Below are 24,117 nucleotides of genomic sequence, written 5' to 3'. Positions count from 1 at the left end.
ATTTGAACATTGCCCGATCGCGCCGTAATGCGTAAATACCCTATTCATACAAAGAATAAGGTTATTGAACCAAAAACAGGTGTGGTTATGAATCGTTTTATTATGGCTAACGGCCAGCAATGCATTGGGTGTCGGGCCTGCGAAGTGGCCTGCGTGATGGCGCACAACGGCGAGCAGCATGTCCTGAGCGAGCGCCATTTTCATCCTCGTATCACGGTCCTGAAATCTGGCGAGACGAGAAGCCCCGTTACCTGCCATCACTGTGAAGCTGCACCTTGCGCGCAAAGCTGCCCAAACGGCGCCATCAGCAAATGCGATGACAGCGTACAGGTGAATCAACAAAAATGCATTGGTTGTAAAGCCTGCGTGGTGGCTTGCCCGTTTGGCACGATGGACATTATCGTCACTCCGCTTGAAAACGGCAGCGTGAAGGCATCGGCGAATAAATGCGATCTCTGCCTGACGCGCTCGCAAGGCCCTGCCTGTATTGAAAATTGCCCGGCAGATGTCCTTTCGCTGGCGACGTCTGCCGTGCTGGATAATCTGGCCAAATCGCGCCGACAGCGCACTGCCAGTCTGGAGGCGCAGCCCTGGCATGCGGAGGCTGTCAGAGAGGTTATTTCGCAAACCAAACTGCAGCGGATGCAAACGACCCCGCCACGCGGTGAACCTGACAAGCTTACTGCCGCAGAACGCGTTAACCATTTTAACGAAATTTACCTGCCATTCCGGACTGCACAGGCCAGTCGCGAGGCATCGCGATGCCTGAAGTGCGGAGAGCACAGCATCTGCGAGTGGACCTGTCCGCTGCACAACCACATCCCGCAGTGGATTGAGCGCGTCAATGCGGGGGATATTGCGGGTGCCGTTGAGCTTTCTCATCAGACCAACTGTTTACCCGAAATTACCGGTCGCGTCTGTCCGCAGGACCGATTATGTGAAGGGGCCTGCACGCTGCACGATAGCGCGGGTTCAGTCACCATAGGGAATATTGAGCGCTATATTTCTGACCAGGCGCTGGCGATGGGCTGGAGACCGGATATGAGCGGCGTTACTCCGGTGGACAAGCGGGTTGCGATTATCGGGGCAGGGCCTGCCGGGCTGGCCTGCGCCGATGTGCTGGTGCGTAATGGTGTCAGCGTGACGGTTTATGACAGGCATCCGGAAATTGGCGGTTTGCTGACCTTTGGTATCCCGGCATTCAAGCTCGACAAATCACTGCTCGCGCGACGCAGAGAGATATTTACCGCGATGGGGATCCGCTTCGAGCTGAACTGCGAGGTAGGCCAGGACGTGTCGATGTCTCAGTTGCAGGACGACTTTGATGCGCTGTTTATTGGCGTGGGAACCTATCGCTCGATGAAAGCGGGGATCCCGCATGAAGATGCGCCAGGCGTCTATGACGCATTGCCTTTCCTTGTGGGCAACACGCGCCATGTTATGGGGCTGGAGGCGACGGCCAGTGAACCGTTTATTGATACTCACGGGTTAAACGTCGTGGTGCTTGGTGGAGGAGACACGGCGATGGACTGCGTCCGTACTGCGTTACGCCACGGCGCGGCGAAAGTCACCTGCGCCTATCGTCGGGATGAGGCCAATATGCCGGGCTCGAAGAAGGAGGTGAAGAATGCCAAAGAAGAGGGCGCGGCGTTTGAATTTAACGTCCAGCCGGTTGAGTTGACGCGTGATCCAGACGGCAAGGTCAATGGCATCCGGATGCTGCGTACCGAACTCGGCGAACCGGATGCGCAGGGACGGCGTCGACCTGTTCCGGTGGCGGGCAGTGAGTTTGTGATGCCTGCTGATGCAGCGATCATGGCGTTTGGTTTTAACCCACACGCGATGCCGTGGCTGCAGGCGCAGGGTGTCGAAATGGATGACTGGGGGCGAATAGTGGCCTCGGTAGAGAGTCGCTATCGTTACCAGACGACCAACCCGAAAATCTTCGCGGGTGGCGATGCGGTGCGTGGGGCGGATCTGGTGGTGACCGCGATGGCGGAAGGGCGTCATGCGGCACAAGGAATACTCGACTGGCTTGGGGTTGGCGCGTCGAAACATCATTAACCGGCGGGCGACAAAGCGGGAGCCACGGCGTAGTATAGGACGACTCATTGTGCCGTGGAGCCCGTATGACCCTGAAAATTGACGTTATCAAAGACAAAATTCTCTCTGAAAACTACTTTGTCCTGCGTAACATCACCTATGATCTTACACGTAACAACGGTGAAGTGATCCGCCACAAACGCGAGGTCTATGACCGCGGTAATGGGGCAACTATTTTGCTCTATAACCGTGAAAAGCAGAGCGTGGTGCTGATCCGTCAGTTCCGGGTTGCAACATGGGTTAATGGCAACCCTGATGGCCGTTTGATTGAAACCTGTGCCGGCCTGCTTGATGATGACGAGCCGGAAGTGTGTATCCGCAAAGAGGCCGTAGAAGAGACCGGCTTTGAAGTGGGAGAGGTCAAAAAGGTCTTCGAGCTGTTTATGTCCCCAGGCGGCGTAACGGAAATTGTGCATTTCTTCATTGCGGAATACAGCGATGCGCAGCGGACTCACCGGGGCGGTGGTGTCGAAGATGAAGATATCGAAGTGCTGGAGCTCCCCTTTTCCCGTGCGCTGGAGATGATGCGTTCAGGCGAAATCAGGGATGGCAAGGCTGTGATATTACTGCAGTATTTACAAACAACCGGGCTGATGGACACTGCTTTCGAACGGATGTAGATGATTTTTCGGGTATATCTGATAAATCCGATTGAGCAACCCCGGTGGTAACACGAAGATACTGCCCAGTTAAGCGTTTTCGTTCCGGGATTGTGTCATTCATGCGCTACAGTGTTTTTTTATTCTCCCTCTTCTGCGTGCTCTTCGCTCCGCTGGTGCGGGCTGCGCCTGCTCAGCAGGCATTTTCTGACTGGCAGGTGACCTGCAATAACCAGAATTTCTGTCTGGCACGCAATACGGGTGAACACCGTGGTCTGGTTATGACGCTCACCCGAAGCGCCGGGGCGAAAACGGATGCAACGCTGCGCATCGATCTCGGCGGTCTTGACGCCCCCTCTGTTAAAGAGCCGGATATTGCTCCCCGATTACTGCTGGATAACGTTCCCCTTAAGCTGGACAAACAGCACTGGCAGCTCACGCCATGGCATTTGAAAACGGACGATGCCGCCACCGTTACCGCCTTTTTGAAAAACATCCAGGAAGGGAAATCCCTGACCATGCGCGACGGCAAGCAGGTGATTTCCCTGAGCGGTCTGAAAGCGGCGTTGCTGTTCATTGATGCGCAGCAAAAGCGCGTCGGGAGCGAAACCGCGTGGATCAAGAAAGGTGACGACCCGCCGTTAAGCGTTCCACCCGCTCCAGCTTTAAAAAAGGTGTCGGTCGTCAACCCGACACCGACGCCGCTCTCCCACGCCGAACTGAACGACCTGCTGGACTATGGTACCGGACGGATGAACAGCAACCAGTGTTCGCTGGATCCTAACCGCCGGGAAGTGCGCGTCACCGCGTTAACCGATGACAAAGCGCTGCTGATCGTCAGCTGCGAGGCGGGGGCTTATAATACCGTCGATCTGGCGTGGCTGGTCTCACGTAAAAAACCGTTCACCGCCCGCAGCGTCAGGCTGCGTCTGCCCTTTACGCCATCAAGTGACGACAGCGAAATGGAATTGATGAATGCCAGCTTCGATGAGAAGACGCGCGAGCTGACAACGCTCGCGCTGGGTCGTGGTTTGGGAGATTGTGGTGTCCAGACGCGCTGGCGTTTTGACGGCCAGCGCTTTCGCCTGGTACGTTATGCCGAGGAGCCGAGTTGCGATAACTGGAATCGACCCGACGCCTGGCCCACGTTGTGGATCACCCGTTAGTTTCTCCGGAAAAAGTCGTTATACAGCATGTACAGATGTGCCGCGCTCCACGAGAAGTTGGGTGCGCCTTGCTGTGCCCCGGTCAGCGGGTTGTAGTTTTCCTGAATTGGACCATCAGACGTTAACCCCTTCGCGTGTTTAAAGAAGTTATCTGCCAGCGTTCGTGCCTGTTCCCGATAGCCGTAGCGTTCCATCCCTTTGAGTCCAAACCAGAACTGGTCGACCCAGACGCGACCACGCCAGTAGATATCCGGACCAAATGCCGGGTTGGTTAGTGCGGCAGTCCCGAGCGGCACATACGTGTTGAACTCTTTCGGATCCAGCATCACCTTCACCACGGCATCAGCATGTTCCTGGGTTGCTGCACCGTTAAACAGAGGAGACCAGCCTTCCGGCCCTTTACCGCGCTCGGTGATAGGTTTGCCCGCACAGCCATTCTCAAGCGGTTTATCCTCAATGCGAATGTCATAGTAAAAACCGCTGTTCGCATCGAACATACAGGTATTGATGTAGGTCGCGAGTTTATCCGCCAATTGGCGATAGTGGCTGGCATCCTGCTCTTTACCCAGCAGGCTCGCCATTTGTGCCAGATAGTGATTATCGCTGTACATATAACTCGCCTGGTCGACGGACTCCTGGAGTAACGAGTAACCCAGCAGATCGCCTTCTTTACTTCGGTTTTCGGCAAACTTTACTATCCAGTCACTGCGTTTTCCGCCTTTTGCGACATAGTTATCCAGCTGCGTTTTATCTATAAATCCGAACACGGCGGCGTCATCACGTCCGGACTCCCACGAGGCGGCAACCTGCGCCGGGATCTCCAGACTGTCGTAATGTCCTTTTTCGATTACCCGGGCGTAGTTATTCAGTCCGGAAAGCGGTTCCTCTTTATCGCCTTTTTTCACCGTAAACAGCATGTCACCGCTGGCGGTGTTATGGGCTTTGTCACGCGTTGCACCGTACTCCGGCACACCGTTACCATTATGGTCACGGTTACGCAGCCACCAGTCATGGTAGGCCACCAGTTTAGGGTACATCTCTGCCAGCCAGGCCTTGTCATGTGTGGTGTTGTATACCTCCATCACCGACCATGCCGCCAGGCTCGGTTTGGTGTTTCGTTCGTTCCAGTTGCCACCGTCACCGCCGCGTTCCGGGCTCAGGTTCCAGGCGATAAGGTCAGGCACAAATCCGGCATCCTGAGGGCGCACAGGATCGTCGGGTTTAATCTGCCAGGAGAACACCGCGCGAATGTTCTCTTTGGCGATGTCCGGGTTGAAATGCGACATGGCAAAGGCCTGTTTCCAGGTGTCCCACGGCCAGGTCTGGTTGCCGGAGAACCAGCGTCCGGTCACGGAGGGCGTCACCGTGTTAAAACGTACCGCACCACCCGGTGAACGCCAGTTACCGTTCAGCGTCTCGATGGCCTTCACCGCGACACGAGTTTGCTCTGGTGTCGCATTCGGGTTGGTGAGTCCCTTTTGTAAATATCCCTCCCAGCGTGTTTGCGAGGCGCTCATGAACCAGGCGGGCCGCGCCAGAATATCGCGAATTTTCGGCTGCTCGCGCGCAACGTCGTCAGCATTCAACAGATGGGAGTAAGTGGTGTACAGCGTGGTGCTGCCGGAAACGTGTGCCCGACTGATAAAGCGATGACCGTCGACGGTGGTATCTACCGGGATTGATTTATGCACCTGATATTCGGAACTGCCGGAGGTGAGGAGATCCCAAGTGGATCGCACTTTACCAAACGTCACCTTCAGGCCGTCACGGGTGGGAACCATTTTGCGCTGATAATCGGGATACGCGCCGTCTATGGTCTTATCCGAAAGCGGTTTGCCCTCTTTGGCCTCAAGTTTTTCCAGCAGCTCGCCATCCCATACCAGGTCCAGTGGCGTCTTGCTCGTAATCTGCGTTTCTAGCAATGAGGTGCGCGCGGTTGCGAAACGTAGCGTCATTTCGATTTGCACATCTTTCGCGCTCAGCTTTTGCACCAACGCGCCGGGAAGACTGAAAGCCTCAAGGGTGAAATCCACTTTTTTACCGTTTTGGTACACGCTCAGGCGATCAAAATTCGTCGCCATAAAGTTGATGTACTCTTCGGTGAGCAGCGCTACGCCAGGAAATCCTCCCTGGGTTTGCGGTCCGTCAGGCAGCAGATGCCCATGCCAGGCACCCAAATCGAAAAAGGGGTTAAAACGCTGGTGGTCGTCAGCGTCGAAATCGTGCATATACTGCGGCGCACCGGTGCGGTTAATCACGTTTTTAAAGTCATTTGCCGTGGTGGCGTGGGCTGAAAAACTCAATACCAGCGCGCAGGCCAGCGGCGTAAGACAGAATTTCATGGGGAAGATCCTTTTACCAGTAGAAGTATTGCATCAGGAAGACCCGATCGCTTGGGTCGCCTGAGGCATTTTTCATATAGAAGCGGCTGTCGGCTGCGGTAGCAAAGCGTCCTCCGCCGTACTCGTACCAGATACCGAACTGCATAAAGGACGTCGTTTCGTCCCCGCCATTGTCCGGACGGTGTTTGGCATAGCTGTAGGCGGTAGAAAGGTAGACGCCTTTTAGCGCTTCCACCATGGCGCTGACCATATAGCCCGTTTCTGTCCCTGGTACATCTTTACCCCTGGCGCGTCCCGTGTGGTGCCAGGCGCGTGCGGCCAGGTTCGGCGACAACATCCCGGTTAAAAAGAGTTGTCCGGTACCGTCGGTGATTTCCAGACCGTTCATCCAGGTGACATCTTTCGCGATGTCATACTGGAGATAGCCGTTCACCATCGCCGGATAGGTATACTTGTCGTCGTAGCGATCGTATTTGCCGAAATGCAGCCAGGCCTTGCTCTCATCATGATGCCCGGCAGGCGTTGCGGTGATGCTATAGCGCAGATCGCCGGAGAGATTCTGCACCTTGAGGGCATACATTATGTCGCGGGTGTTAGGGATCACGTAGCCCAGATCCGGGGTGAAATCTCCCCACCACTGCAGGTCATCCAGAGAAGAGTCCTGGCGCAGGCTCAGCATAATTTCGGTGCTGTTAGCGGTTTTGTAGCCGCCGTAAACACGGTTAAGCCCCCCTTCGAAACCACCCCAGCTGTGGTCTGGTACCCAGGCGTTACCTTGACTATCGGCCTGAACGGTCCAGCCTTCGCCATAAATCAGGCCGAACCAGTTCCCGTGCTTCATCTCCAGACCGCCCTCAATATAGGTGCCGTCACTGTATTTATGTTTATTCTTACCCTCCAGATCCATATATCCGCCGATACCCAGTTCACCATAAAAGCGAAATGAAGAGGTGGTGAGTTCCGGTGTTTTGGTATCGTCGTGTTCAGCGGGTCGGGCTTCTTCTGCGGCAAATGCGGGGCAGCAGAAAGAGAGGGCAGCGAGTGCCCCAATTGTTTTCTCTTTAATTTTCATGCACTCATCCCAAAGAAAGAATATCCGTGCCTTCGGTGTTAATGAATATTTGAGGCTGGTGAGGCTTCAATTTGTTGTTGTTCTTTTGATAATCCTTTGACGTATTTGCTGTATTTCCACCAGGCAAATCCGAGGAATAAAACGATCCCTCCGACGTTATAGAAAATAATCGTCAGAATATTGCCACCGGTGGGGAAGGTTGAGGCCACAAAGCCGATAGCAAAAATCACAATCAGCATCGACACCACCACCATACCCATGGTGCGTGAGCCCATTTTGAAATCGCGCGGCAGGTGGTCGAGCTTACGACGCAGGTTCAGGTAGGCCAGCATAATGAACAGCGGCGGCAGCATGGAGGCGGCGGCGGTCATATTGATGACGGTGTTCATCAGCTCCTGAGCGGTATTTGAACCCATTGTGGGAATAATCATCAACGGGATCACAATGAGATACTGGATCCACGCCGCGCGGGCCGGTACGCCATTTTCGTTCAGCGCCACGGTTTTTGGGCCAAAAATTCCGGTTGGGATCTCAGAGAAGAAGATTTTTACCGGCGTTGCGGTCCACATCAGCAGAGAACCGAACATCGCAGTAAAGGAGACCAGGCCGACAAAGCGGTTCATCAGGACTTCCGGCAGCCCAAACCACACCGCCAGACCGTGGAACACCTGAACCGAACCGCCGGTAAATTTCAGTTCTTTACTGCTGATAAAGACGTTAATCAACACCGAGGAGATGGAGTACAGCACGCCGATGAAAATCCCCGCCAGAATAATCACCTTCACGAAGGATTTAGAGCCACCTTTAACGTCGTTGACATAGACCGCAACGGATTCCGCGCCACCGGCAGCCATAAATATCCAGGTGGTGATGCCGAGGAAGGCCCAGTTGAAGTTCGGGATCATTGCGTCAACGGTTATCGGGTCGGCGGGCTGCACGCCACCCACCAGCGCGGCGCCGGCCAGCAGGATATAGGAGAGAGTGAGCAGCAGCATCAGTGTGGAGGTCACTGAGGTGATCGGCCCCAGCATTTTCGCCCCGTTGGTGGAGACCCAGGTTGAGAACGCGAACAGCACCATACTCAGTACCGTGGTAGCAAACGGCGTAAGAATGTACTCATAGCCTAAAAAAGCATATGAAGCGTAGGCGATGACGCGCGGTAATAACGAGGTGAAGAAGAACAGATTCACGAACCAGTAGGTGTAGGCGGTAATAAAGGCCCAGCGTCCGCCCAGCGAACTTTTCACCCAGGCGTAAACCCCGGCTTCGGAGTTTTTATTCAGTGAGACAAATTCAGCGATAATTAAGCAGAACGGAATGAAATAGAACAGGGTGGCTAAAAAGAACATGGGCGCGGAGGCGAGCCCCAGCTCAATATTGTTATTGATAACGTTGTTAAAACTAAACACGGCGGCAAATGTCAGCGACAGCAGGCCGAATTTGCCGATGGTATTGCGTTTGATGGTTTCAGACATAACGTTTCTCCGGGTACAGGGAGGATAGCGGTGCTTCATTGGCACCGCTCACATTTTTATTTGTTATGGAAATAACCGTCTTCGATGGTCACATAGAGGACGACTTTTTTTGTCGGCATGTCGCTGATGAAGCGATACGCCTCGTGATTCTCACAAATCACAACTTGCCCCTCGTGGACCTGAGCGGTGTGACCCACACCTTTCAGGTATTCGCGGTCGGTTTCATCGCGATAGCACTCCACAACCTGCAGGGATGCTTTCGCGGCGTATTCAATTTTCTGCGTGCCCTGCAGGTAGTAATGCACTTCGAAATAGCGCCGATGACCGACAAATAGCGCGTCGGTACTGGCATCGCAGGAGACGCGGTAGGCCAGCGAATCACCGATCGAGTGGGCTACACCGGGTTGGATGTTGTCGATATTGTTAATCGCTTCAGAACAGCGCTGCCATTTACGCCCCGCACGGTAAAGTTTCTGGAACTGTTCCAGACTGTCGATAACGATCATTGGTCTGCCTCGCTGTGTGAATTCATGGAGAAGAAACCGGTGCCAAACTGATGGTTCGCCAGCGCCTGCGCGGCAGTTTGCCCACCTTCAAGCGGGAGCAGCGTGAAGCCGTAGCGGAACGGTCTGAACCAGACGCGCCAGGAGTCCAGCACTTCGCTTCCCCAAGAGTTAGAGCCTAAACCCAGTACCTGATGGTCAAGGTTGAGGGTGATGTCATCGCAGCGACGCAGTTCGTTGCAGTGTTGTACTGCGTGGATGTTTTCTGCCGTGTAGTGCCATGCGCTGAAATGGATGGGTTGCTCAGGCACCACCAGCAGGCCGCTGCCGTGACGGTTGGCAAGCGTGGCCCAGCGTACCTGCTGGCGGTTGCCGTTGTTCTGCGGGAACGGATAGTTTTCAAACATCTCATCTACCGTGGTGTGCCACAGATCGATGGTGCTGGCCTGTTGGCTGTCCGGATAGTTTTCCCCCGGTCCGCGTCCGTAATAGCTCACCTGGTCAAATTCGCCGTTGATGCCGAGCGTAAAGCCGATGCACGGAATGATGTGTGGATACTCGCCGTAGCGCTCACCGCTCAGTTCAACGTTGATTTGCCCATCGGCGGCGATGCGCCAGCGGTAGGTGCAGCGCATGCCAAAATCAAACACCGGCGGGGCAATCAGCGTACGGGTTGTGATAATGATCGCGTCGTCCCGTTGCTCAACCTCGAAACCGCGCAGGTGCTCCTGCATGATCTGCAGGTGGTTGGGTTGCCACAGCCCTTCATACTCTTGCTTGTGGTTATCAATCATCGGCTTGAAGAAGTTAATCTTCGGCTCACGAGTGATGTTCTCTTCGCCGTTTACCTGCCAGGCGCTGAGTTTTCCCGTCACTTTAGAGAAGCTCGCGCGGAAGTTGTGTCCGGTCACGGTGCAGCTCAGGCGATCCTCTTCCAGATGAAGTGGCGTGGCGTTGGTATTGATAAGCGGTGTGGCGTGGTTTGTGCGTGCTTTTAACGGGAACTGGTACACCGCGATACTGTGCCCGGATTCGCTGTAGCGCGTACGGCTATTTTTGCTGATGCGCACGGTCAGGAACGCTTCCCGCTCATCCAGTTCAGGTAAATTCAGGCTTATGTTGCTTTCGCTGTTGGGGGCTACTCCTGTCATCGTCAGTAGCTGGCTGTGCAGGGTTTCACCTTCCGCCCGTACCTCGACGTGCAGGGTGTAATCATCCAGGTTTGTGAACCAGAATCGGTTTTCTACGCAGAGTTTGCCGTCCTGCCAGCGTAGTTTCACCGGGGCAATCACCTGCTTGTACTCACGCAACCCCGGGCCTGGGGTTTGATCGGAGTAAATCAGCCCGTCAAGGCAGAAGTTGTAGTTATTCGGGTAGTCACCAAAATCTCCACCGTAGGCGTAATACGTATTGCCGCTGGCATCAACCGCCTGAATACCGTGGTCGCACCATTCCCAGACGTAGTGGCCCTGAATGCAGTCGTGACGATCGAACACGTTCTGGTACTCGGTTAACCCGCCGGGACCGTTGCCCATCGCATGAGCGTATTCACAGATAATCCGTGGTTTGGCGTGCGGGTACTCACCGAACAAATTCATCAGCGGTACGCGGGTATACATGGTGGAGATGATATCCACTACCTCGGCATCGCGATCTTCTTCATAGTGCAGCAGTCGCGTGTCATCCAGCGCTTTTGCGGCACGTGCCATGGCGCGAATGTTGCAGCCATAGCCGGATTCGTTTCCGAGCGACCAGATGATGATGGACGGGTGGTTTTTTTGCGCGTGAATGTGGCGCTCAATACGCTCAACATAGACGTGCTCCCATGTCGGATCGTCGGTAATTCGACTCAGGTCGCCAACGTTGGCAAAACCGTGGGATTCCACATCCGTTTCCGCCATCACGAACAGGCCGTAGATATCGCACAACTCATAGAAGCGCGGATCGTTGGGGTAGTGCGCGGTGCGAACCGAGTTGATATTGTGCTGCTTCATCAGGATCAGATCGCGCTCAACGCGATCCATGCCTACCGCACGGCCTTTCAGGTGATCGTTGTCGTGACGGTTTACACCGTGGAGTTTCAGGTAGTGGTTGTTAACGTAGAACAGACCGTCGCGCACTTTGATGTCGCGGAAACCAACGCGCTGTGGGATAACCTCCAGCGTTTGCCCGTTCTCATCTTTTAGCGTCAACACAAGATGATAGAGACAGGGCGATTCTGATGACCACTGCTGAGGCTGTTTGACCTCAATGCTAAAGGTGGTTTCAGTGCTGCGGGACACGGTCAGGCTGTCGGTCGTACCCTGATGAAGTTCGACCTCGCCATCATACAGGGCGTACACCAGCGACACGGTAGAGGCGTGAGGGGCCAGGTTTTCCAGTTCCAGCTGACAGAAAAGGGTCGCATCCTTGTATGACTCGTCAAACGTGGTTTTGATCGTGACGTCGCGGACGTGTGTCGGCGTTTTACCGACCAGATAAACGTCGCGGAAAATCCCTGCGGTCCACCACATGTCCTGATCTTCAATGTAGGTGGAGTCTGCCCACTGCATCACACGCACGCACAGCAGGTTTTGTCCGCTATGTACCGCGTTGCTGATATCAAATTCGGCAGTCAGTCGACTTCCCTTACTGAAACCGATGTAGCGGCCATTCACGTAGACTTCGAAGTAGGTTTCGACGCCGTCAAACTTGATGATTGTCTGTTTACCCTGCCAGTTGTCTGACAGAGTGAACCAGCGCTGATATGCCCCGGTGGGGTTATCGGTGGGCACCCACGGCACGTCTACCGGGAAGGGGAAACCCTCATCGGTGTATTGCAGTTGACCGTGACCTTCCATCTGCCACATGCCCGGTACGGTAATCTGGCCCCAGTCAGCCATGTACTGTGTGGTGAAGTTTTCCGGTACCAGCAGCGGGTTCGGGAAAAAATGAAAGTTCCACTGGCCGCTTAGCGACAGAAAATGGCTGCTGACCTCGCGGGCAAAGGTGAGAGCCTGGGCGACAGTGTCAAAAGAGAAGAAGTACGCACGCGGCGGAAGCCGGTTTTCATGCGTGAGTTGAATATTTTCCCAGCGATTCATGTGATCTCCCTGTAGGGGTAAAACATCATTGCTGAGGATTTTAGTAAAAATTTTACTAAATAAAATCAGTAAAACTGATTTGCTTTAACTCGATCACGAAATAAAAAAAGCCGGGCATGCCCGGCTGTGTGTTTGAAGAGGGGAAATTAGCGTGTCGTGCCGCGCAGTTTCAGGACGCTTGGCACGAAAACCTGAAGGGGGAGTGCCCGGCCATCACGGGATTTTTCCAGCAGCAGGTTAACGCCCTGACTGCCCATCATTTCGGAATGAATGCGCACGGTGGAAAGCGGTGGGAAGGTGAAGCGGGCGGTTGGGATATCGTTCACGCTAATGAGCGAGATATCCTCCGGGATCGCCAGCCCCTTTTCGTGGATAGCGCGTAATACTCCGATGGCGATGGAGTCTGACGCCACAAACAGCGCGGCAGGCCAGCTCTTCTCAGCCAGCATTTTTTTCGCCAGTTCATACCCGGATGAGCTGGAAAAGCCACCGCGCCAGATATCCTGCTCTGACACAACGCCTTTCAGGCGCCCATATTCCACAAATGCCGCTTCACGGATATCGGCTTTACCGGGTTCATCTTCTCCGCCGATAAAACCGATGCGTTTAACATCCTGATGAATAAAGAAGTCTATGATCTGTTTGCTGATGCGGGAGAGGTCGATATCGACGGAGTCGAATTCACTGCCGGGCTCATGGAAATCAATAAAACAGACGTTGTCGGTCAACGCCATCGCAGTGCGGCGAATGGCTGTGGAAGGTTTGCCGACAATCAGTACCCCGGTGAGTTTTTTAATGTCAGGCAGGGTTGTATTGGCGTAACAGTTACTCAGTTCGACACCCAGTTTTTCACACTGTGTCTCAATGCCGTGGCGAATCGCAAGGTAGTAAGGGTCGTTAATCTCCAGCTCTTGCTGATAGCTGTAGAGTGCCAGAATATGTTGCTGACCCACTGCGACAGACTGCATTTTACGGGACGTTGTGCTCTTATATTCCAGCTTTTCAGCAATCTCCAGAATGCGGTGTTTGGTCTCTTCTTTTACGTTCAACGTTGGGTCATCGTTTAAAACCCGGGATACCGTCGCCAGCGAGACGCCAGCCTCCGTCGCGATGTCTTTGAGCGTTGCCATAATTGTCCTTATTCCCCACGTGATAACCCATTGTAAAGGATGCGTTCGGACATGCATCAGTTTTTACTAAATATCCTGCGTGTTGCCTCCCACAAATATCGTGCTAATATTTAGTAAAATTTTACTAAGGAGGGAGCATGGACACGATAACTTACGATGACTTTGCAAAGCTGGAGATCCGCGTGGGGACGATCGTGGACGTTAAACGCCACGCTAACGCAGACAAACTCTATATCGCGCAGATTCATGTGGGCGACAGAACGCTGCAAACCGTCACCAGTCTGGTGCCCTATTACCGGGAACAGGAGTTGATGGGGAAAGTGGTGGTGGTGCTGTGTAATCTGGCAAAAGCCAAAATGCGCGGCGAGACGTCTGAATGCATGTTGCTCTGTGCGGAGACTGACGATGCCAGCGAAAGCGTGCTGCTAACACCGGAGCGGGCGATGGCGGCAGGGGTAAGAGTGGTGTGAAAAAGCCGGGTGGCGGCTATGTTTTACCCGGCCTATGTTTCGGACCATGTAGGCCCGGTAAGCGTAGCGCCACCGGGCACGCAGGCCGCACTAGATCACGCTCAACGCCTTCTCAACCACGTTCTCAACGGTAAAGCCGAAATACGGGAACAGCTTATCGGCAGGCGCCGATTCACCGTATCCGTGCATCCCGACAATTGCCCCCTTCAGTCCCACGTACTTGTACCAATAGTCGGCAATACCCGCCTCTACTGCTACGCGAGCCGCAACGTTTGATGGCAGAACCGATTCCCGGTACGCTTCATCCTGGGCGTCAAAGATATCCGTTGATGGCAATGAAACCACGCGCACCGCATGACCCTCGGCGGTCAGCTTCTCGGCGGCTGTCACCGTGATTTCCACCTCTGAACCGGTCGCAATCAAGATCACGTCCGGTTTACCGCCGCTGTCTTTCAGGATGTAGCCGCCGCGGGCGATGTTTTTCACCTGCTCCGGAGTACGCTCAATTTGCGCCAGGTTCTGGCGTGAAAGGATTAGCGCTGTCGGGCCAGTATGACGTTCCACTGCCAGCTTCCAGCCGACCGCCGCTTCCACCTGATCGCACGGACGCCAGGTGCTGAAGTTTGGCGTTAAGCGCAGGCTCGCTAGCTGTTCCACCGCCTGGTGCGTTGGTCCGTCTTCTCCCAGACCAATTGAGTCATGGGTATAGACCATAATCTGTCGCGCCTTCATGAGGGCCGCCATGCGCGCCGCGTTACGGGCATACTCGACAAACATCAGGAAGGTGGCGGTGTAGGGCACGAAGCCGCCGTGATGGGCGATGCCGTTGGCAATGGCGGTCATCCCGAATTCGCGCACGCCGTAGTGAATGTAGTTCCCGGCGATGTCCTCTTTCAGCGATTTTGAGCCCGACCAGATGGTCAGGTTGCTGGGCGCCAGGTCCGCCGAGCCGCCGAGCAGTTCGGGCAGGAGAGGGCCGATTGCGTTCAGGGTATTTTGCGACGCCTTGCGGGTGGCGATTTTCGCCGGGTTAGCCTGCAGGTTTTCAATCAGCGCCTGGGTTTTATCGTCCCAGTCTTCCGGCAGACCGCCGCTCATGCGGCGGGAAAACTCGGCGGCCAGATCCGGGTGCGCTTTTTTGTAAGCGGAGAACTTCTCGTTCCAGGACTGCTGTGCCTTTTCACCGGTTTCTCGGGCATCCCATGCTTTGTAGATCTCTTTTGGGATTTCAAACGGCGGGTATTTCCAGCCCAGTTTTTGTCGGGTTAACGCCACTTCCTCTTCACCCAGCGCCGCGCCGTGCGCCTCCTCTTTACCTGCTTTGTTTGGCGAGCCGAAGCCGATAACCGTGCGGCAGATAATCAGCGACGGTTTGTCCTTCACGCTCTGCGCTTCCTGAATCGCTTTTTTCACTGCCTCAGGATCGTGCCCGTCGATCTCATGTACCACGTGCCAGTGGTAGGCTTCGAAGCGTTTCGCCGTGTCGTCGGTGAACCAGCCTTTGGTTTCCCCGTCGATGGAGATGCCGTTGTGATCGTAGAAGCCAATCAGCTTGCCGAGCCCCAGCGTGCCCGCCAGGGAGCAGACCTCGTGGGAAATCCCCTCCATCAGGCAGCCGTCACCCATAAACACGTAGGTGTAATGGTCAACGATGTCATGCCCCGGCTGATTAAACTGCGCGGCCAGCGTACGCTCGGCAATCGCCAGCCCGACTGCATTCGCCAGCCCCTGACCGAGCGGTCCGGTGGTGGTCTCCACCCCTGGCGTATAGCCAATCTCCGGGTGCCCCGGCGTTTTGGAGTGCAGTTGGCGGAAGTTTTTCAGCTCCTCAAGCGGCAGATCGTAGCCGGAGAGGTGCAGCAGGCTGTAGAGCAGCATTGAGGCGTGGCCGTTGGAGAGAATAAAACGGTCGCGATCGTACCAGGTGGGGTCATTGGGGTTGTGCTTCAGGAAGTCGTTCCACAATACTTCGGCAATATCAGCCATGCCCATAGGCGCGCCAGGGTGGCCGGAATTGGCTTTCTGCACGGCATCCATGCTGAGGGCGCGAATGGCATTGGCTAGCTCTTTACGGGACATAGTTCACTCCGTGGCAAGGTTAAAGTTTGGCGGCGAGAAGGTCTTCAAGTTTGCGCTGATCGACGGCGAACAGGCGGATACCTTCCGCCAGTTTTTCTACGGCCATGGCATCCTGATTATGTTCCCAGCGGAACTCGGCTTCGGTCATGGCTTTCGGTTTTGGCAGGACGGTAGAGGTGGGCACAAGCTTGCGGATAACCGTCTCATCTTTGTCCTGCAGCTCTTTGAGCAGATTAGGGGAAATGGTCAGGCGGTCGCAGCCTGCCAGGGCCAGGATCTGCTCGGTACGGCGGAAGCTGGCACCCATCACGATAGTGTCGTAGCGGTGCTGTTTAAAGTAATCATAGATATTACGAACCGATTTCACGCCCGGATCCTCATCGACCACGTACGGATCCATCGGCTGTTTTGCCTGATACCAGTCGTAGATGCGTCCGACAAACGGCGAGACGAGGAACACCCCCGCTTCCGCGCAGGCGCGCGCCTGAGCAAACGAGAACAGCAGCGTCAGGTTGCAGTGGATACCCTCTTTTTCCAGCACTTCCGCCGCACGAATGCCTTCCCACGTCGACGCCAGTTTGATCAGGATGCGAGATTTATCGATCCCCTGTTCCTGGTAGAGTTCAACCAGACGGCGAGCCTTGTGAATACTCTTTTCTTTATCGAAAGAGAGGCGGGCGTCGACTTCGGTCGAGACGCGTCCGGGGATGCTTTTAAGAATTTCTGCACCAAAATTAACGGCCAGCTTGTCGCTGGCTTCGGTGACCTGCTGCTCCTGGGTTTTCCCGCGCTGTTTACCGTAGGCAATGGCGTCATCAATCAGATGACTAAAATGCGCAAGCCCGGCGGCTTTAAGCAGTAGCGAAGGGTTGGTGGTCGCATCCTCCGGCTGATAGTGGCGAATCGACTCGATATCGCCGCTGTCTGCGACCACGGTGGTGAATTGTTTGATGCCGTCTAGCTGGTTCATAAATAATTACTCCATGAAAATAAAAGAGTTAGATGAGTGCGTTAGTTCACACTTCTGGAAAAATCATGATGGACTTAACAAAAAAGCATAGCAGACGGGGGAGGCATTGCTTTTGAGACGGGTAACATGGCTGTTATAAATTGATAACAATTTTTAATGTGTGATGGTGAGAGTTTGGCAGCCTTCAAAGTTTATGTGGCGGCCTGCGGCGATACTAGGCGGCACACCAGGGTGTGCAACAGGATCGCTTACGTCACCCTTTTGACCGATACGTGAAAGGAAAAAGAAGATGGATGAGCAGTTAAAACAGAGTGCCCTCGATTTTCACGAGTTCCCTGTCCCGGGTAAAATCCAGGTTTCCCCCACGAAGCCACTGGCAACGCAGCGCGATCTGGCGCTGGCCTATTCGCCAGGCGTTGCTGCACCGTGTCTGGAAATCGAAAAAGATCCGCTGGCTGCCTACAAATATACCGCGCGTGGCAACCTTGTTGCCGTTATCTCTAACGGCACGGCGGTATTAGGTCTTGGCAACATTGGTGCGCTGGCGGGTAAACCCGTGATGGAAGGGAAGGGTGTTCTTTTCAAGAAATTCGCCGGTATCGACGTATTTGATATCGAGGTGGATGAACTCGATCCCGATAAATTCATCAACGTGGTGGCTGCGCTGGAGCCGACCTTCGGCGGTATCAACCTGGAAGACATCAAAGCGCCGGAATGTTTCTATATCGAGCAGAAACTGCGCGAGCGTATGAACATTCCCGTGTTCCATGATGACCAGCACGGCACTGCGATTATCAGTACCGCTGCGATTCTGAACGGTTTGCGCGTGGTGGAGAAAAATCTCTCTGACGTGCGCATGGTAGTTTCCGGTGCGGGAGCTGCGGCCATCGCCTGTATGAACCTGCTGGTGGCGCTGGGTATGCAGAAGCACAACATTGTGGTCTGTGATTCCAAAGGCGTTATCTACAAAGGCCGCGAGCCAAACATGGCGGAAACCAAAGCGGCGTATGCGGTTGAGGACGATGGTAAACGCACGCTGGAGGATGTCATTGATGGCGCGGATATCTTCCTCGGCTGTTCAGGCCCGAAAGTGCTGACCCAGGAGATGGTGAAGAAGATGGCGCGCGCGCCAATGATTCTCGCGCTGGCTAACCCGGAACCGGAAATTTTGCCGCCGCTGGCAAAAGCGGTGCGTGAAGACGCCATTATCTGTACTGGTCGTTCCGACTACCCTAACCAGGTGAACAACGTGCTCTGCTTCCCGTTCATCTTCCGTGGGGCGCTGGACGTCGGCGCGACGGCGATTAACGAAGAGATGAAGCTTGCCGCGGTTCACGCTATCGCGGAGCTGGCGCACGCCGAGCAAAGTGAAGTGGTTGCCTCCGCCTATGGCGACCAGGATCTGAGCTTTGGCCCGGATTACATCATTCCAAAACCGTTCGACCCGCGTCTGATTGTTAAAATTGCCCCAGCGGTAGCTAAAGCGGCGATGGATTCTGGCGTGGCGACGCGCCCGATTCAGGATTTCGATGCCTACGTCGATAAACTCACCGAGTTTGTCTACAAAACCAACCTGTTCATGAAGCCGATCTTCTCTCAGGCGCGCGCCGACGCGAAGCGCGTGGTGCTGGCGGAAGGGGAAGAGGCTCGCGTGCTGCACGCCACCCAGGAGTTGATCACCTTAGGCCTGGCGAAGCCGATCCTGATTGGTCGTCCGAGCGTGATTGAGATGCGTATCCAGAAACTGGGCCTGCAGATTAAGCCGGGCGTCGACTTCGAGATCGTCAACAACGAATCCGATCCGCGCTTCAAAGAGTACTGGAGCGAATACTACGCGATCATGAAACGTCGCGGGATCACCCAGGAACAGGCGCAGAAAGCGGTGATCAGCAACACGACGGTGATCGGCGCGATCATGGTCCATCGTGGTGAAGCCGATGCGTTGATCTGCGGTACCATTGGTGACTACCACGAACACTTCAGCGTGGTGCAGGAGATCTTCGGCTATCGCGATGGCGTTCATACCGCCGGGGCGATGAATGCGCTGCTGCTGCCAAGCGGCAACACCTTTATTGCCGATACTTACGTTAACGATGACCCAACCCCGGATGAACTGGCGGAAATCACCGTGATGGCGGCGGAAACCGTGCGTCGCTTTGGTATTGAGCCGAAGGTGGCACTGCTGTCGCACTCTAACTTTGGTTCGTCCAAATCTGCGGCGGCCTGCAAAATGCGTCAGACGCTGGAGCTGGTGCACGAGCGTGCACCGGAGCTGATGATTGACGGGGAAATGCACGGCGATGCCGCGCTGGTGGAGAGCATCCGTAACGAACGTATGCCGGACAGTCCGCTGAAAGGATCGGCGAACATATTGATTATGCCGAACGTTGAGGCGGCGCGTATCAGCTACAACCTGCTACGCGTCTCCAGCTCTGAAGGGGTGACCGTAGGGCCAGTACTGATGGGGGTGGCGAAACCGGTGCATGTGTTAACACCGATTGCCTCCGTGCGTCGTATCGTGAATATGGTGGCGCTGGCGGTGGTTGAGGCGCAGACGCAGCCTCTGTAATTTTTACCCTCACCCTAACCCTCTCCCAAAGGGAGAGGGGATAAGGGCTACACCCAGTCCCGAACCTGAATAAACTCACGCAAGGCAGCCTCCGGGCTGCCTTCTTTTGGTTCGTAGCAGTACTCCCAGCGCACCAGCGGCGGCATCGACATCAGAATCGACTCCGTGCGCCCGCCGGTCTGCAGGCCGAACAGCGTCCCGCGATCCCACACCAGGTTGAATTCCACGTAGCGCCCGCGACGATAGAGCTGGAACTCGCGTTCGCGCACGCCATAGTCGGTATTTTTACGGCGCTCGACAATCGGCAGATAGGCGTCGGTATAGCCTTCGCCCACGGCGCGCATAAAGCTGAACGCGGTATCAAAATCAGGTGTGTTTAAATCGTCAAAGAACAGCCCGCCAATGCCGCGCTGCTCGTCGCGGTGCTTCAGATAAAAGTACTCATCGCACCACTTTTTAAATTTCGGGTAGACGTCTTCGCCAAACGGCAGACAAAGGTCTCGCGCGGTGGTGTGCCAGTGCACGGCGTCCTCTTCGAAGCCGTAGTAGGGCGTGAGGTCGAAACCGCCGCCAAACCACCAGACCGGATCGGCCCCTGGTTTTTCCGCAATGAAAAAGCGCACATTGGCGTGGCTGGTGGGCACAAACGGGTTGTGTGGATGCACCACCAGCGAGACGCCCATCGCTTCAAAACTGCGGCCTGCCAGTTCAGGACGGTGTGCGGTCGCAGATGCGGGCATCGCGTCGCCGTGAACGTGGGAGAAATTGACGCCCGCCTGTTCAAAGATGCCGCCGTTACGCAGCACCCGACTGCGCCCGCCGCCACCGGCCTCGCGCTGCCAGTTATCTTCCTGAAATTCACCGCCGTCTGCGGCGGCCAGTTTCTGGCAAATCTCATCCTGCAGCTGTAGCAGGAAGGTTTTGACCAGTTGAGCATCGGGTTTCATCAACGTTTCCTGGAGTGCGCTTTTTGGTTATCAAACCAGTTGAAGTAGCTAATAATGCCGGAGGCGATGGCGTTGGCGATCTTCTGACGAAACGCCGTGGTACCGAGGAGTCGCTCTTCTTCCGGGTTGGTAATGAAGGAGGTTTCCACCAGCACGGACGGGATGGACGGTGATTTCAGCACCACGAACGCCGCCTGCTCGGTGCCTTTACTGTGCAGACGATGCACCGGCTTAATCTTCTTCAGAATATGCGAGCCGAGCGTCAGGCTGTTTTTGATCGTATCCGTCTGCACGAGGTCGAACAGCACCTGCTGTAGCAGGTGGTCTTTATCGGTGGCTTTCTTCCCGGCAACTTCATCTGCCCGGTTTTCGCGATCGGAGAGATATTTCGCCATGGCGCTACTGGCACCACGGTTGGAAAGCGCAAACACCGAGGCACCTGCCGCTGACGGGTTGGTAAAGCCGTCGGCGTGAATCGACATAAACAGATCCGCACCGTGCTGATGGGCGATCTCCACGCGGTCATACAGCGGAATGAAGGTGTCACCGGAACGCGTCAGGCGTGCGTCAATGCCGTTACTGCGTAAAATCGCGCGCACATTTTTTGCAATCGCGAGCACGACGTGTTTTTCTTTCGAACCGTTTTTGCCGATGGCGCCGGTATCAATCCCGCCATGGCCCGGATCAAGCATCACCAGACGCTTCGCGCCCGGCTTTTTGGTCTTCGGTTTACTGTGTCCGTTACTGGTTTTGAGCGTGCTCTCGTCTTTTGCCTGAGCCTGCTTTGCGATGCCCGTTAACGTTAAGGCCGCCAGCCCCGCTTTGAGAACCTGACGACGCGATGTGAGTGCTTTTAATGGTTTGAATGTGCTCATGCGGCCTGAATTGTAAAAATTGGAGTCCTGGTGTTATATCGTATCGTGATTAGCGTTACGACAGTCCTTATTGGCAATTGTTTTACTTTTCATTTCAATACGTGACAAAGTGACATTATGCCAAATTTTGGTGAGATTTTCCCCGGTTATTGGCTAAACGAGAGGTTCACGCCATAATCACTGTTTTTAAACCCGAAAAGGCGGTTAATACCATGGAGATACGCGTTTTTCGCCAGGAAGATTTCGAAGAGGTGATCACCCTTTGGGAGCGCTGCGATCTGCTGCGTCCGTGGAACGATCCGGAAATGGATATCGAGCGGAAGGTGAATCACGATGTCAGTCTGTTTCTGGTCGCGGAAGTGAACGGCGAGGTGGTGGGGACGGTAATGGGCGGTTACGACGGTCATCGCGGGTCGGCCTATTATCTGGGCGTTCACCCGGAGTACCGTGGTCGTGGCATCGCCAATGCATTGCTTAATCGTCTTGAGAAAAAGCTCATTGCCCGCGGTTGCCCGAAAATTCAGATCATGGTGCGGGAAGATAACGACGTCGTACTGGGCATGTATGAGCGTCTGGGCTATGAGCATTCTGACGTCTTGAGTTTAGGAAAACGTCTGATCGAAGATGAAGAGTACTGAGATCCATCCGGCAGATTATGACGCGCAGGGCCGCGTCAGACTGCCCTTTTTATTCTGGTGCGTTCTGCTGCTCCAGGCCCGCACCTGGGTGCTGTTTGTGATGGCCGGCGCGTCGCGCGGGCAGGGCGACACGCTGCTAAACCTTTTTTACCCCGATCACGATGCGTTCTGGCTTGGCTTATTGCCGGGCGTACCAGCGGTAGTGGCTTTTTTGTGCAGCGGACGACGGCATACGCTCCCTCGTTTGTGGCGCGCGCTTCGCTGGCTATTGATCTTTGCCCAGATCGTGCTGCTCTGCTGGCAACCGGTACTCTGGTGGTACGGTGAACCGCTTACGGGGATCGGCGTTGCGCTGGTAGTTGCCGATATTGTGGCGCTGCTGTGGCTGCTGACCAACCCGCGTCTTCGCGCCTGTTTTACGCATCAGGATGATTAATACGGCACTTTTTGCCGATGTCGCACTCCAACAAGCGTTGATTTAACAAGTAAGGACGTTTCAATGAAATCGCTGCGTTTACTTTTATGCGCTCTACCGCTGGCGTTAACCGGGTGTTCAACGCTCTCATCCATTAACTGGTCCGCTGCGTATCCGTGGAACTGGTTTGGCTCATCAACGGAAGTGACCGAGCAGGGCGTAGGAAAAATTACCGCCGCAACGGCGCTGGACCAGAATGCTATTCAGGATGCGCTCGGCAGCGATTACCGCCTGCGCAGCGGCATGAAAACGGAGAATGGCAATATTGTTCGCTATTACGAAGCGCTGAAGGGCGACAAGCTGGCGCTGGTGATTAACGGTGATAAAGGCACGGTGAACCGCATTGCGGTCCTGGATGACGCTATTCCCACGGCAAGTGGGGTGAAGGTCGGTACACCGTTTAGCGATCTTTATAAACAGGCCTTCGGCAACTGTGCAAACGCCTCTTCTGACGATGGCGTGGCTGTGGAATGTAAAGCTGAGGGTAGCCAGCACATCAGTTACGTCTTCACTGGAACCTGGAGCGGTCCGGAAGGATTGATGCCGTCTGACGACACGCTGAAGAACTGGAAAGTGAGCAAAATACTCTGGAAGCAGTAATTTGCGCCGGAACAAACAGCCTCGCTGAAATCAGGGTATAATAGCCGCCATCAATGCCACGCTGACGTGGCATCTTTATTTCAGGAGGAGCGATGTCTCAGGTTCAGAGTGGCATTTTGCCAGAACACTGCCGCGCGGCGATTTGGATTGAAGCCAATGTTAAAGGGGACGTGGATGCCCTGCGTGCCGCCAGTAAAGTATTCGTCGATAAACTGACTACCTTCCAGGCCAAATTCCCGGATGCCCACCTCGGTGCCGTTGTCGCCTTTGGCAACAACGTCTGGCGTCAGTTGAGCGGTGGCGAAGGGGCTGAGGAGCTGAAGGACTTTATCCCTTACGGCAAAGGTCTTGCGCCAGCGACACAATACGACGTGCTGATCCACATTCTCTCTTTACGTCATGATGTGAATTTCTCGGTTGCCCAGGCGGCGGTCGCGGCGTTTGGCGACAGCATTGAGGTACAGGAAGAAGTTCATGGCTTCCGTTGGGTGGAAGAGCGCGATCTGAGCGGTTTTGTCGACGGTACTGAAAACCCGGCAGGTGAAGAGACGCGTCGTGACGTCGCGGTGATCAAAGACGGTGTGGACGCGGGCGGCAGCTATGTGTTTGTCCAGCGCTGGGAGCACAACCTCAAGCAGCTTAACCGCATGAGCGTGCACGACCAGGAGATGATGATCGGCCGTACCAAAGAAGCCAACGAAGAGATTGACGGCGACGAGCGTCCTGCTACCTCTCACCTGACTCGCGTTGACCTCAAAGAAGATGGCAAAGGCCTGAAAATTGTTCGCCAGAGCCTGCCGTATGGCACGGCAAGCGGCACACACGGCCTTTATTTCTGCGCGTACTGCGCGCGCCTGCATAATATTGAGCAGCAGCTGCTGAGCATGTTTGGTGATACCGACGGCAAGCGTGACGCCATGCTGCGTTTCACCAAACCGGTGACCGGCGGCTACTACTTCGCGCCGTCCGTTGAGCGTCTGCTGGCGCTGTAAAACCGCTCTCCACGCGTAGGCCGGGTAAG

The 24,117-nt window shown here is 55.0% G+C and carries 19 protein-coding genes; 9 read left to right on the top strand and 10 right to left on the bottom strand.

Features of this window, described 5'->3' with window-relative positions:
• The first annotated feature begins 87 nt into the window (after positions 1–87).
• The 3 genes from aegA (at position 88) to ACJ9Y9_RS16975 (ending at position 3,868) form a co-directional block, all read left to right on the top strand.
• The gene (gene aegA, locus ACJ9Y9_RS16985) at positions 88–2,064 is read left to right on the top strand and encodes a formate-dependent uric acid utilization protein AegA (RefSeq protein ID WP_028016144.1); all 1,977 of its coding nucleotides are present in this window, start codon (positions 88–90) and stop codon (positions 2,062–2,064) included.
• A gap of 65 nt (positions 2,065–2,129) precedes the next feature.
• The gene (gene nudK / locus ACJ9Y9_RS16980; protein WP_028016145.1) at positions 2,130–2,723 is read left to right on the top strand and encodes a GDP-mannose pyrophosphatase NudK; all 594 of its coding nucleotides are present in this window, start codon (positions 2,130–2,132) and stop codon (positions 2,721–2,723) included.
• Between the two features lie 101 nt (positions 2,724–2,824).
• On the top strand, positions 2,825–3,868 hold the full coding sequence (locus ACJ9Y9_RS16975) for a DUF1176 domain-containing protein (RefSeq protein WP_028016146.1): 1,044 nt from the start codon (positions 2,825–2,827) through the stop codon (positions 3,866–3,868).
• On the opposite strand, the gene ygjK is transcribed toward ACJ9Y9_RS16975, so the two are convergent.
• The 6 genes from ygjK to ebgR form a co-directional block, all read right to left on the bottom strand.
• Positions 3,865–6,210 carry an alpha-glucosidase gene (ygjK, locus tag ACJ9Y9_RS16970; RefSeq protein ID WP_028016147.1) on the bottom strand — a complete coding sequence of 782 codons (2,346 nt, stop codon included), beginning with the start codon at positions 6,208–6,210 and terminating at the stop codon, positions 3,865–3,867. The genes ACJ9Y9_RS16975 and ygjK overlap by 4 nt on opposite strands.
• A 13-nt stretch (positions 6,211–6,223) precedes the next feature.
• Positions 6,224–7,282: a protein YgjJ gene (ygjJ, locus tag ACJ9Y9_RS16965; protein ID WP_028016148.1), complete on the bottom strand. Its 1,059-nt coding sequence runs from the start codon at positions 7,280–7,282 to the stop codon at positions 6,224–6,226.
• A 38-nt stretch (positions 7,283–7,320) separates the two neighbouring features.
• Positions 7,321–8,757: an amino acid permease gene (locus ACJ9Y9_RS16960; RefSeq protein WP_028016149.1), complete on the bottom strand. Its 1,437-nt coding sequence runs from the start codon at positions 8,755–8,757 to the stop codon at positions 7,321–7,323.
• Positions 8,758–8,813: 56 nt separating this feature from the next.
• Positions 8,814–9,263, bottom strand: a complete 450-nt coding sequence (locus ACJ9Y9_RS16955; protein WP_028016150.1) for a beta-galactosidase subunit beta — start codon at positions 9,261–9,263, stop codon at positions 8,814–8,816.
• On the bottom strand, positions 9,260–12,343 hold the full coding sequence (gene ebgA, locus ACJ9Y9_RS16950) for a beta-galactosidase subunit alpha (RefSeq protein WP_028016151.1): 3,084 nt from the start codon (positions 12,341–12,343) through the stop codon (positions 9,260–9,262). The genes ACJ9Y9_RS16955 and ebgA overlap by 4 nt, the downstream gene beginning before the upstream one ends.
• A 146-nt stretch (positions 12,344–12,489) precedes the next feature.
• Positions 12,490–13,473, bottom strand: coding sequence for a transcriptional regulator EbgR (gene ebgR, locus ACJ9Y9_RS16945; protein WP_028016152.1), 984 nt, complete (start codon positions 13,471–13,473; stop codon positions 12,490–12,492).
• A gap of 137 nt (positions 13,474–13,610) precedes the next feature.
• Between ebgR and ACJ9Y9_RS16940 the strand changes: the two genes are divergently transcribed.
• The gene (locus ACJ9Y9_RS16940; RefSeq protein WP_028016153.1) at positions 13,611–13,943 is read left to right on the top strand and encodes a tRNA-binding protein; all 333 of its coding nucleotides are present in this window, start codon (positions 13,611–13,613) and stop codon (positions 13,941–13,943) included.
• Positions 13,944–14,033: 90 nt separating this feature from the next.
• Here the strand turns inward: ACJ9Y9_RS16940 and tkt are convergent, their stop codons facing one another.
• On the bottom strand, positions 14,034–16,022 hold the full coding sequence (tkt, locus tag ACJ9Y9_RS16935) for a transketolase (protein WP_028016154.1): 1,989 nt from the start codon (positions 16,020–16,022) through the stop codon (positions 14,034–14,036).
• Between the two features lie 19 nt (positions 16,023–16,041).
• The gene (tal, locus tag ACJ9Y9_RS16930; RefSeq protein ID WP_028016155.1) at positions 16,042–16,992 is read right to left on the bottom strand and encodes a transaldolase; all 951 of its coding nucleotides are present in this window, start codon (positions 16,990–16,992) and stop codon (positions 16,042–16,044) included.
• 289 nt (positions 16,993–17,281) lie between these two features.
• On the opposite strand from tal, the gene maeB reads away from it, so the two are divergent.
• Entirely contained in the window at positions 17,282–19,561 is a 2,280-nt protein-coding gene (maeB, locus tag ACJ9Y9_RS16925) for an NADP-dependent oxaloacetate-decarboxylating malate dehydrogenase (protein ID WP_028016156.1), read from the top strand.
• 47 nt (positions 19,562–19,608) lie between these two features.
• Here the strand turns inward: maeB and hemF are convergent, their stop codons facing one another.
• A complete protein-coding gene (hemF, locus tag ACJ9Y9_RS16920; RefSeq protein WP_028016157.1) occupies positions 19,609–20,508 on the bottom strand; it encodes an oxygen-dependent coproporphyrinogen oxidase in 900 nt (299 codons plus the stop codon).
• Positions 20,508–21,383: an N-acetylmuramoyl-L-alanine amidase AmiA gene (gene amiA, locus ACJ9Y9_RS16915; protein ID WP_023308739.1), complete on the bottom strand. Its 876-nt coding sequence runs from the start codon at positions 21,381–21,383 to the stop codon at positions 20,508–20,510. The genes hemF and amiA overlap by 1 nt, the downstream gene beginning before the upstream one ends.
• Positions 21,384–21,595: 212 nt before the next feature.
• Here amiA and ACJ9Y9_RS16910 point away from each other — a divergent pair, with 212 nt between their 5' ends.
• From ACJ9Y9_RS16910 to ACJ9Y9_RS16895, 4 genes are all read left to right on the top strand, one after another.
• On the top strand, positions 21,596–22,021 hold the full coding sequence (locus tag ACJ9Y9_RS16910; RefSeq protein ID WP_023308738.1) for a GNAT family acetyltransferase: 426 nt from the start codon (positions 21,596–21,598) through the stop codon (positions 22,019–22,021).
• The gene (locus ACJ9Y9_RS16905) at positions 22,008–22,457 is read left to right on the top strand and encodes a DUF2919 domain-containing protein (RefSeq protein ID WP_028016158.1); all 450 of its coding nucleotides are present in this window, start codon (positions 22,008–22,010) and stop codon (positions 22,455–22,457) included. The genes ACJ9Y9_RS16910 and ACJ9Y9_RS16905 overlap by 14 nt, the downstream gene beginning before the upstream one ends.
• Positions 22,458–22,520: 63 nt before the next feature.
• Positions 22,521–23,096 (top strand): RpoE-regulated lipoprotein, encoded by a 576-nt coding sequence (locus ACJ9Y9_RS16900; RefSeq protein ID WP_028016159.1) that lies wholly within the window; start codon positions 22,521–22,523, stop codon positions 23,094–23,096.
• A gap of 92 nt (positions 23,097–23,188) precedes the next feature.
• On the top strand, positions 23,189–24,088 hold the full coding sequence (locus tag ACJ9Y9_RS16895; protein WP_028016160.1) for a Dyp-type peroxidase: 900 nt from the start codon (positions 23,189–23,191) through the stop codon (positions 24,086–24,088).
• Positions 24,089–24,117: the final 29 nt, after the last annotated feature.

Origin of the sequence: Enterobacter sp. CPE_E1241 (assembly GCF_045618265.1) — a bacterium.
Classification (GTDB): Bacteria; Pseudomonadota; Gammaproteobacteria; order Enterobacterales; family Enterobacteriaceae; genus Enterobacter; species Enterobacter adelaidei.
This window is presented reverse-complemented; position numbering and strand designations above follow the sequence as displayed.

What these genes read in the sequence shown, in the direction of transcription:
- aegA (WP_028016144.1), top strand. Translation starts at nt 88, where the DNA reads ATGAATCGTTTTATTATGGCTAACGGCCAGCAATGCATTGGGTGTCGG.
- nudK (WP_028016145.1), top strand. Translation starts at nt 2,130, where the DNA reads ATGACCCTGAAAATTGACGTTATCAAAGACAAAATTCTCTCTGAAAAC.
- ACJ9Y9_RS16975 (WP_028016146.1), top strand. Translation starts at nt 2,825, where the DNA reads ATGCGCTACAGTGTTTTTTTATTCTCCCTCTTCTGCGTGCTCTTCGCT.
- ygjK (WP_028016147.1), bottom strand. Translation starts at nt 6,210, where the DNA reads ATGAAATTCTGTCTTACGCCGCTGGCCTGCGCGCTGGTATTGAGTTTT.
- ygjJ (WP_028016148.1), bottom strand. Translation starts at nt 7,282, where the DNA reads ATGAAAATTAAAGAGAAAACAATTGGGGCACTCGCTGCCCTCTCTTTC.
- ACJ9Y9_RS16960 (WP_028016149.1), bottom strand. Translation starts at nt 8,757, where the DNA reads ATGTCTGAAACCATCAAACGCAATACCATCGGCAAATTCGGCCTGCTG.
- ACJ9Y9_RS16955 (WP_028016150.1), bottom strand. Translation starts at nt 9,263, where the DNA reads ATGATCGTTATCGACAGTCTGGAACAGTTCCAGAAACTTTACCGTGCG.
- ebgA (WP_028016151.1), bottom strand. Translation starts at nt 12,343, where the DNA reads ATGAATCGCTGGGAAAATATTCAACTCACGCATGAAAACCGGCTTCCG.
- ebgR (WP_028016152.1), bottom strand. Translation starts at nt 13,473, where the DNA reads ATGGCAACGCTCAAAGACATCGCGACGGAGGCTGGCGTCTCGCTGGCG.
- ACJ9Y9_RS16940 (WP_028016153.1), top strand. Translation starts at nt 13,611, where the DNA reads ATGGACACGATAACTTACGATGACTTTGCAAAGCTGGAGATCCGCGTG.
- tkt (WP_028016154.1), bottom strand. Translation starts at nt 16,022, where the DNA reads ATGTCCCGTAAAGAGCTAGCCAATGCCATTCGCGCCCTCAGCATGGAT.
- tal (WP_028016155.1), bottom strand. Translation starts at nt 16,992, where the DNA reads ATGAACCAGCTAGACGGCATCAAACAATTCACCACCGTGGTCGCAGAC.
- maeB (WP_028016156.1), top strand. Translation starts at nt 17,282, where the DNA reads ATGGATGAGCAGTTAAAACAGAGTGCCCTCGATTTTCACGAGTTCCCT.
- hemF (WP_028016157.1), bottom strand. Translation starts at nt 20,508, where the DNA reads ATGAAACCCGATGCTCAACTGGTCAAAACCTTCCTGCTACAGCTGCAG.
- amiA (WP_023308739.1), bottom strand. Translation starts at nt 21,383, where the DNA reads ATGAGCACATTCAAACCATTAAAAGCACTCACATCGCGTCGTCAGGTT.
- ACJ9Y9_RS16910 (WP_023308738.1), top strand. Translation starts at nt 21,596, where the DNA reads ATGGAGATACGCGTTTTTCGCCAGGAAGATTTCGAAGAGGTGATCACC.
- ACJ9Y9_RS16905 (WP_028016158.1), top strand. Translation starts at nt 22,008, where the DNA reads ATGAAGAGTACTGAGATCCATCCGGCAGATTATGACGCGCAGGGCCGC.
- ACJ9Y9_RS16900 (WP_028016159.1), top strand. Translation starts at nt 22,521, where the DNA reads ATGAAATCGCTGCGTTTACTTTTATGCGCTCTACCGCTGGCGTTAACC.
- ACJ9Y9_RS16895 (WP_028016160.1), top strand. Translation starts at nt 23,189, where the DNA reads ATGTCTCAGGTTCAGAGTGGCATTTTGCCAGAACACTGCCGCGCGGCG.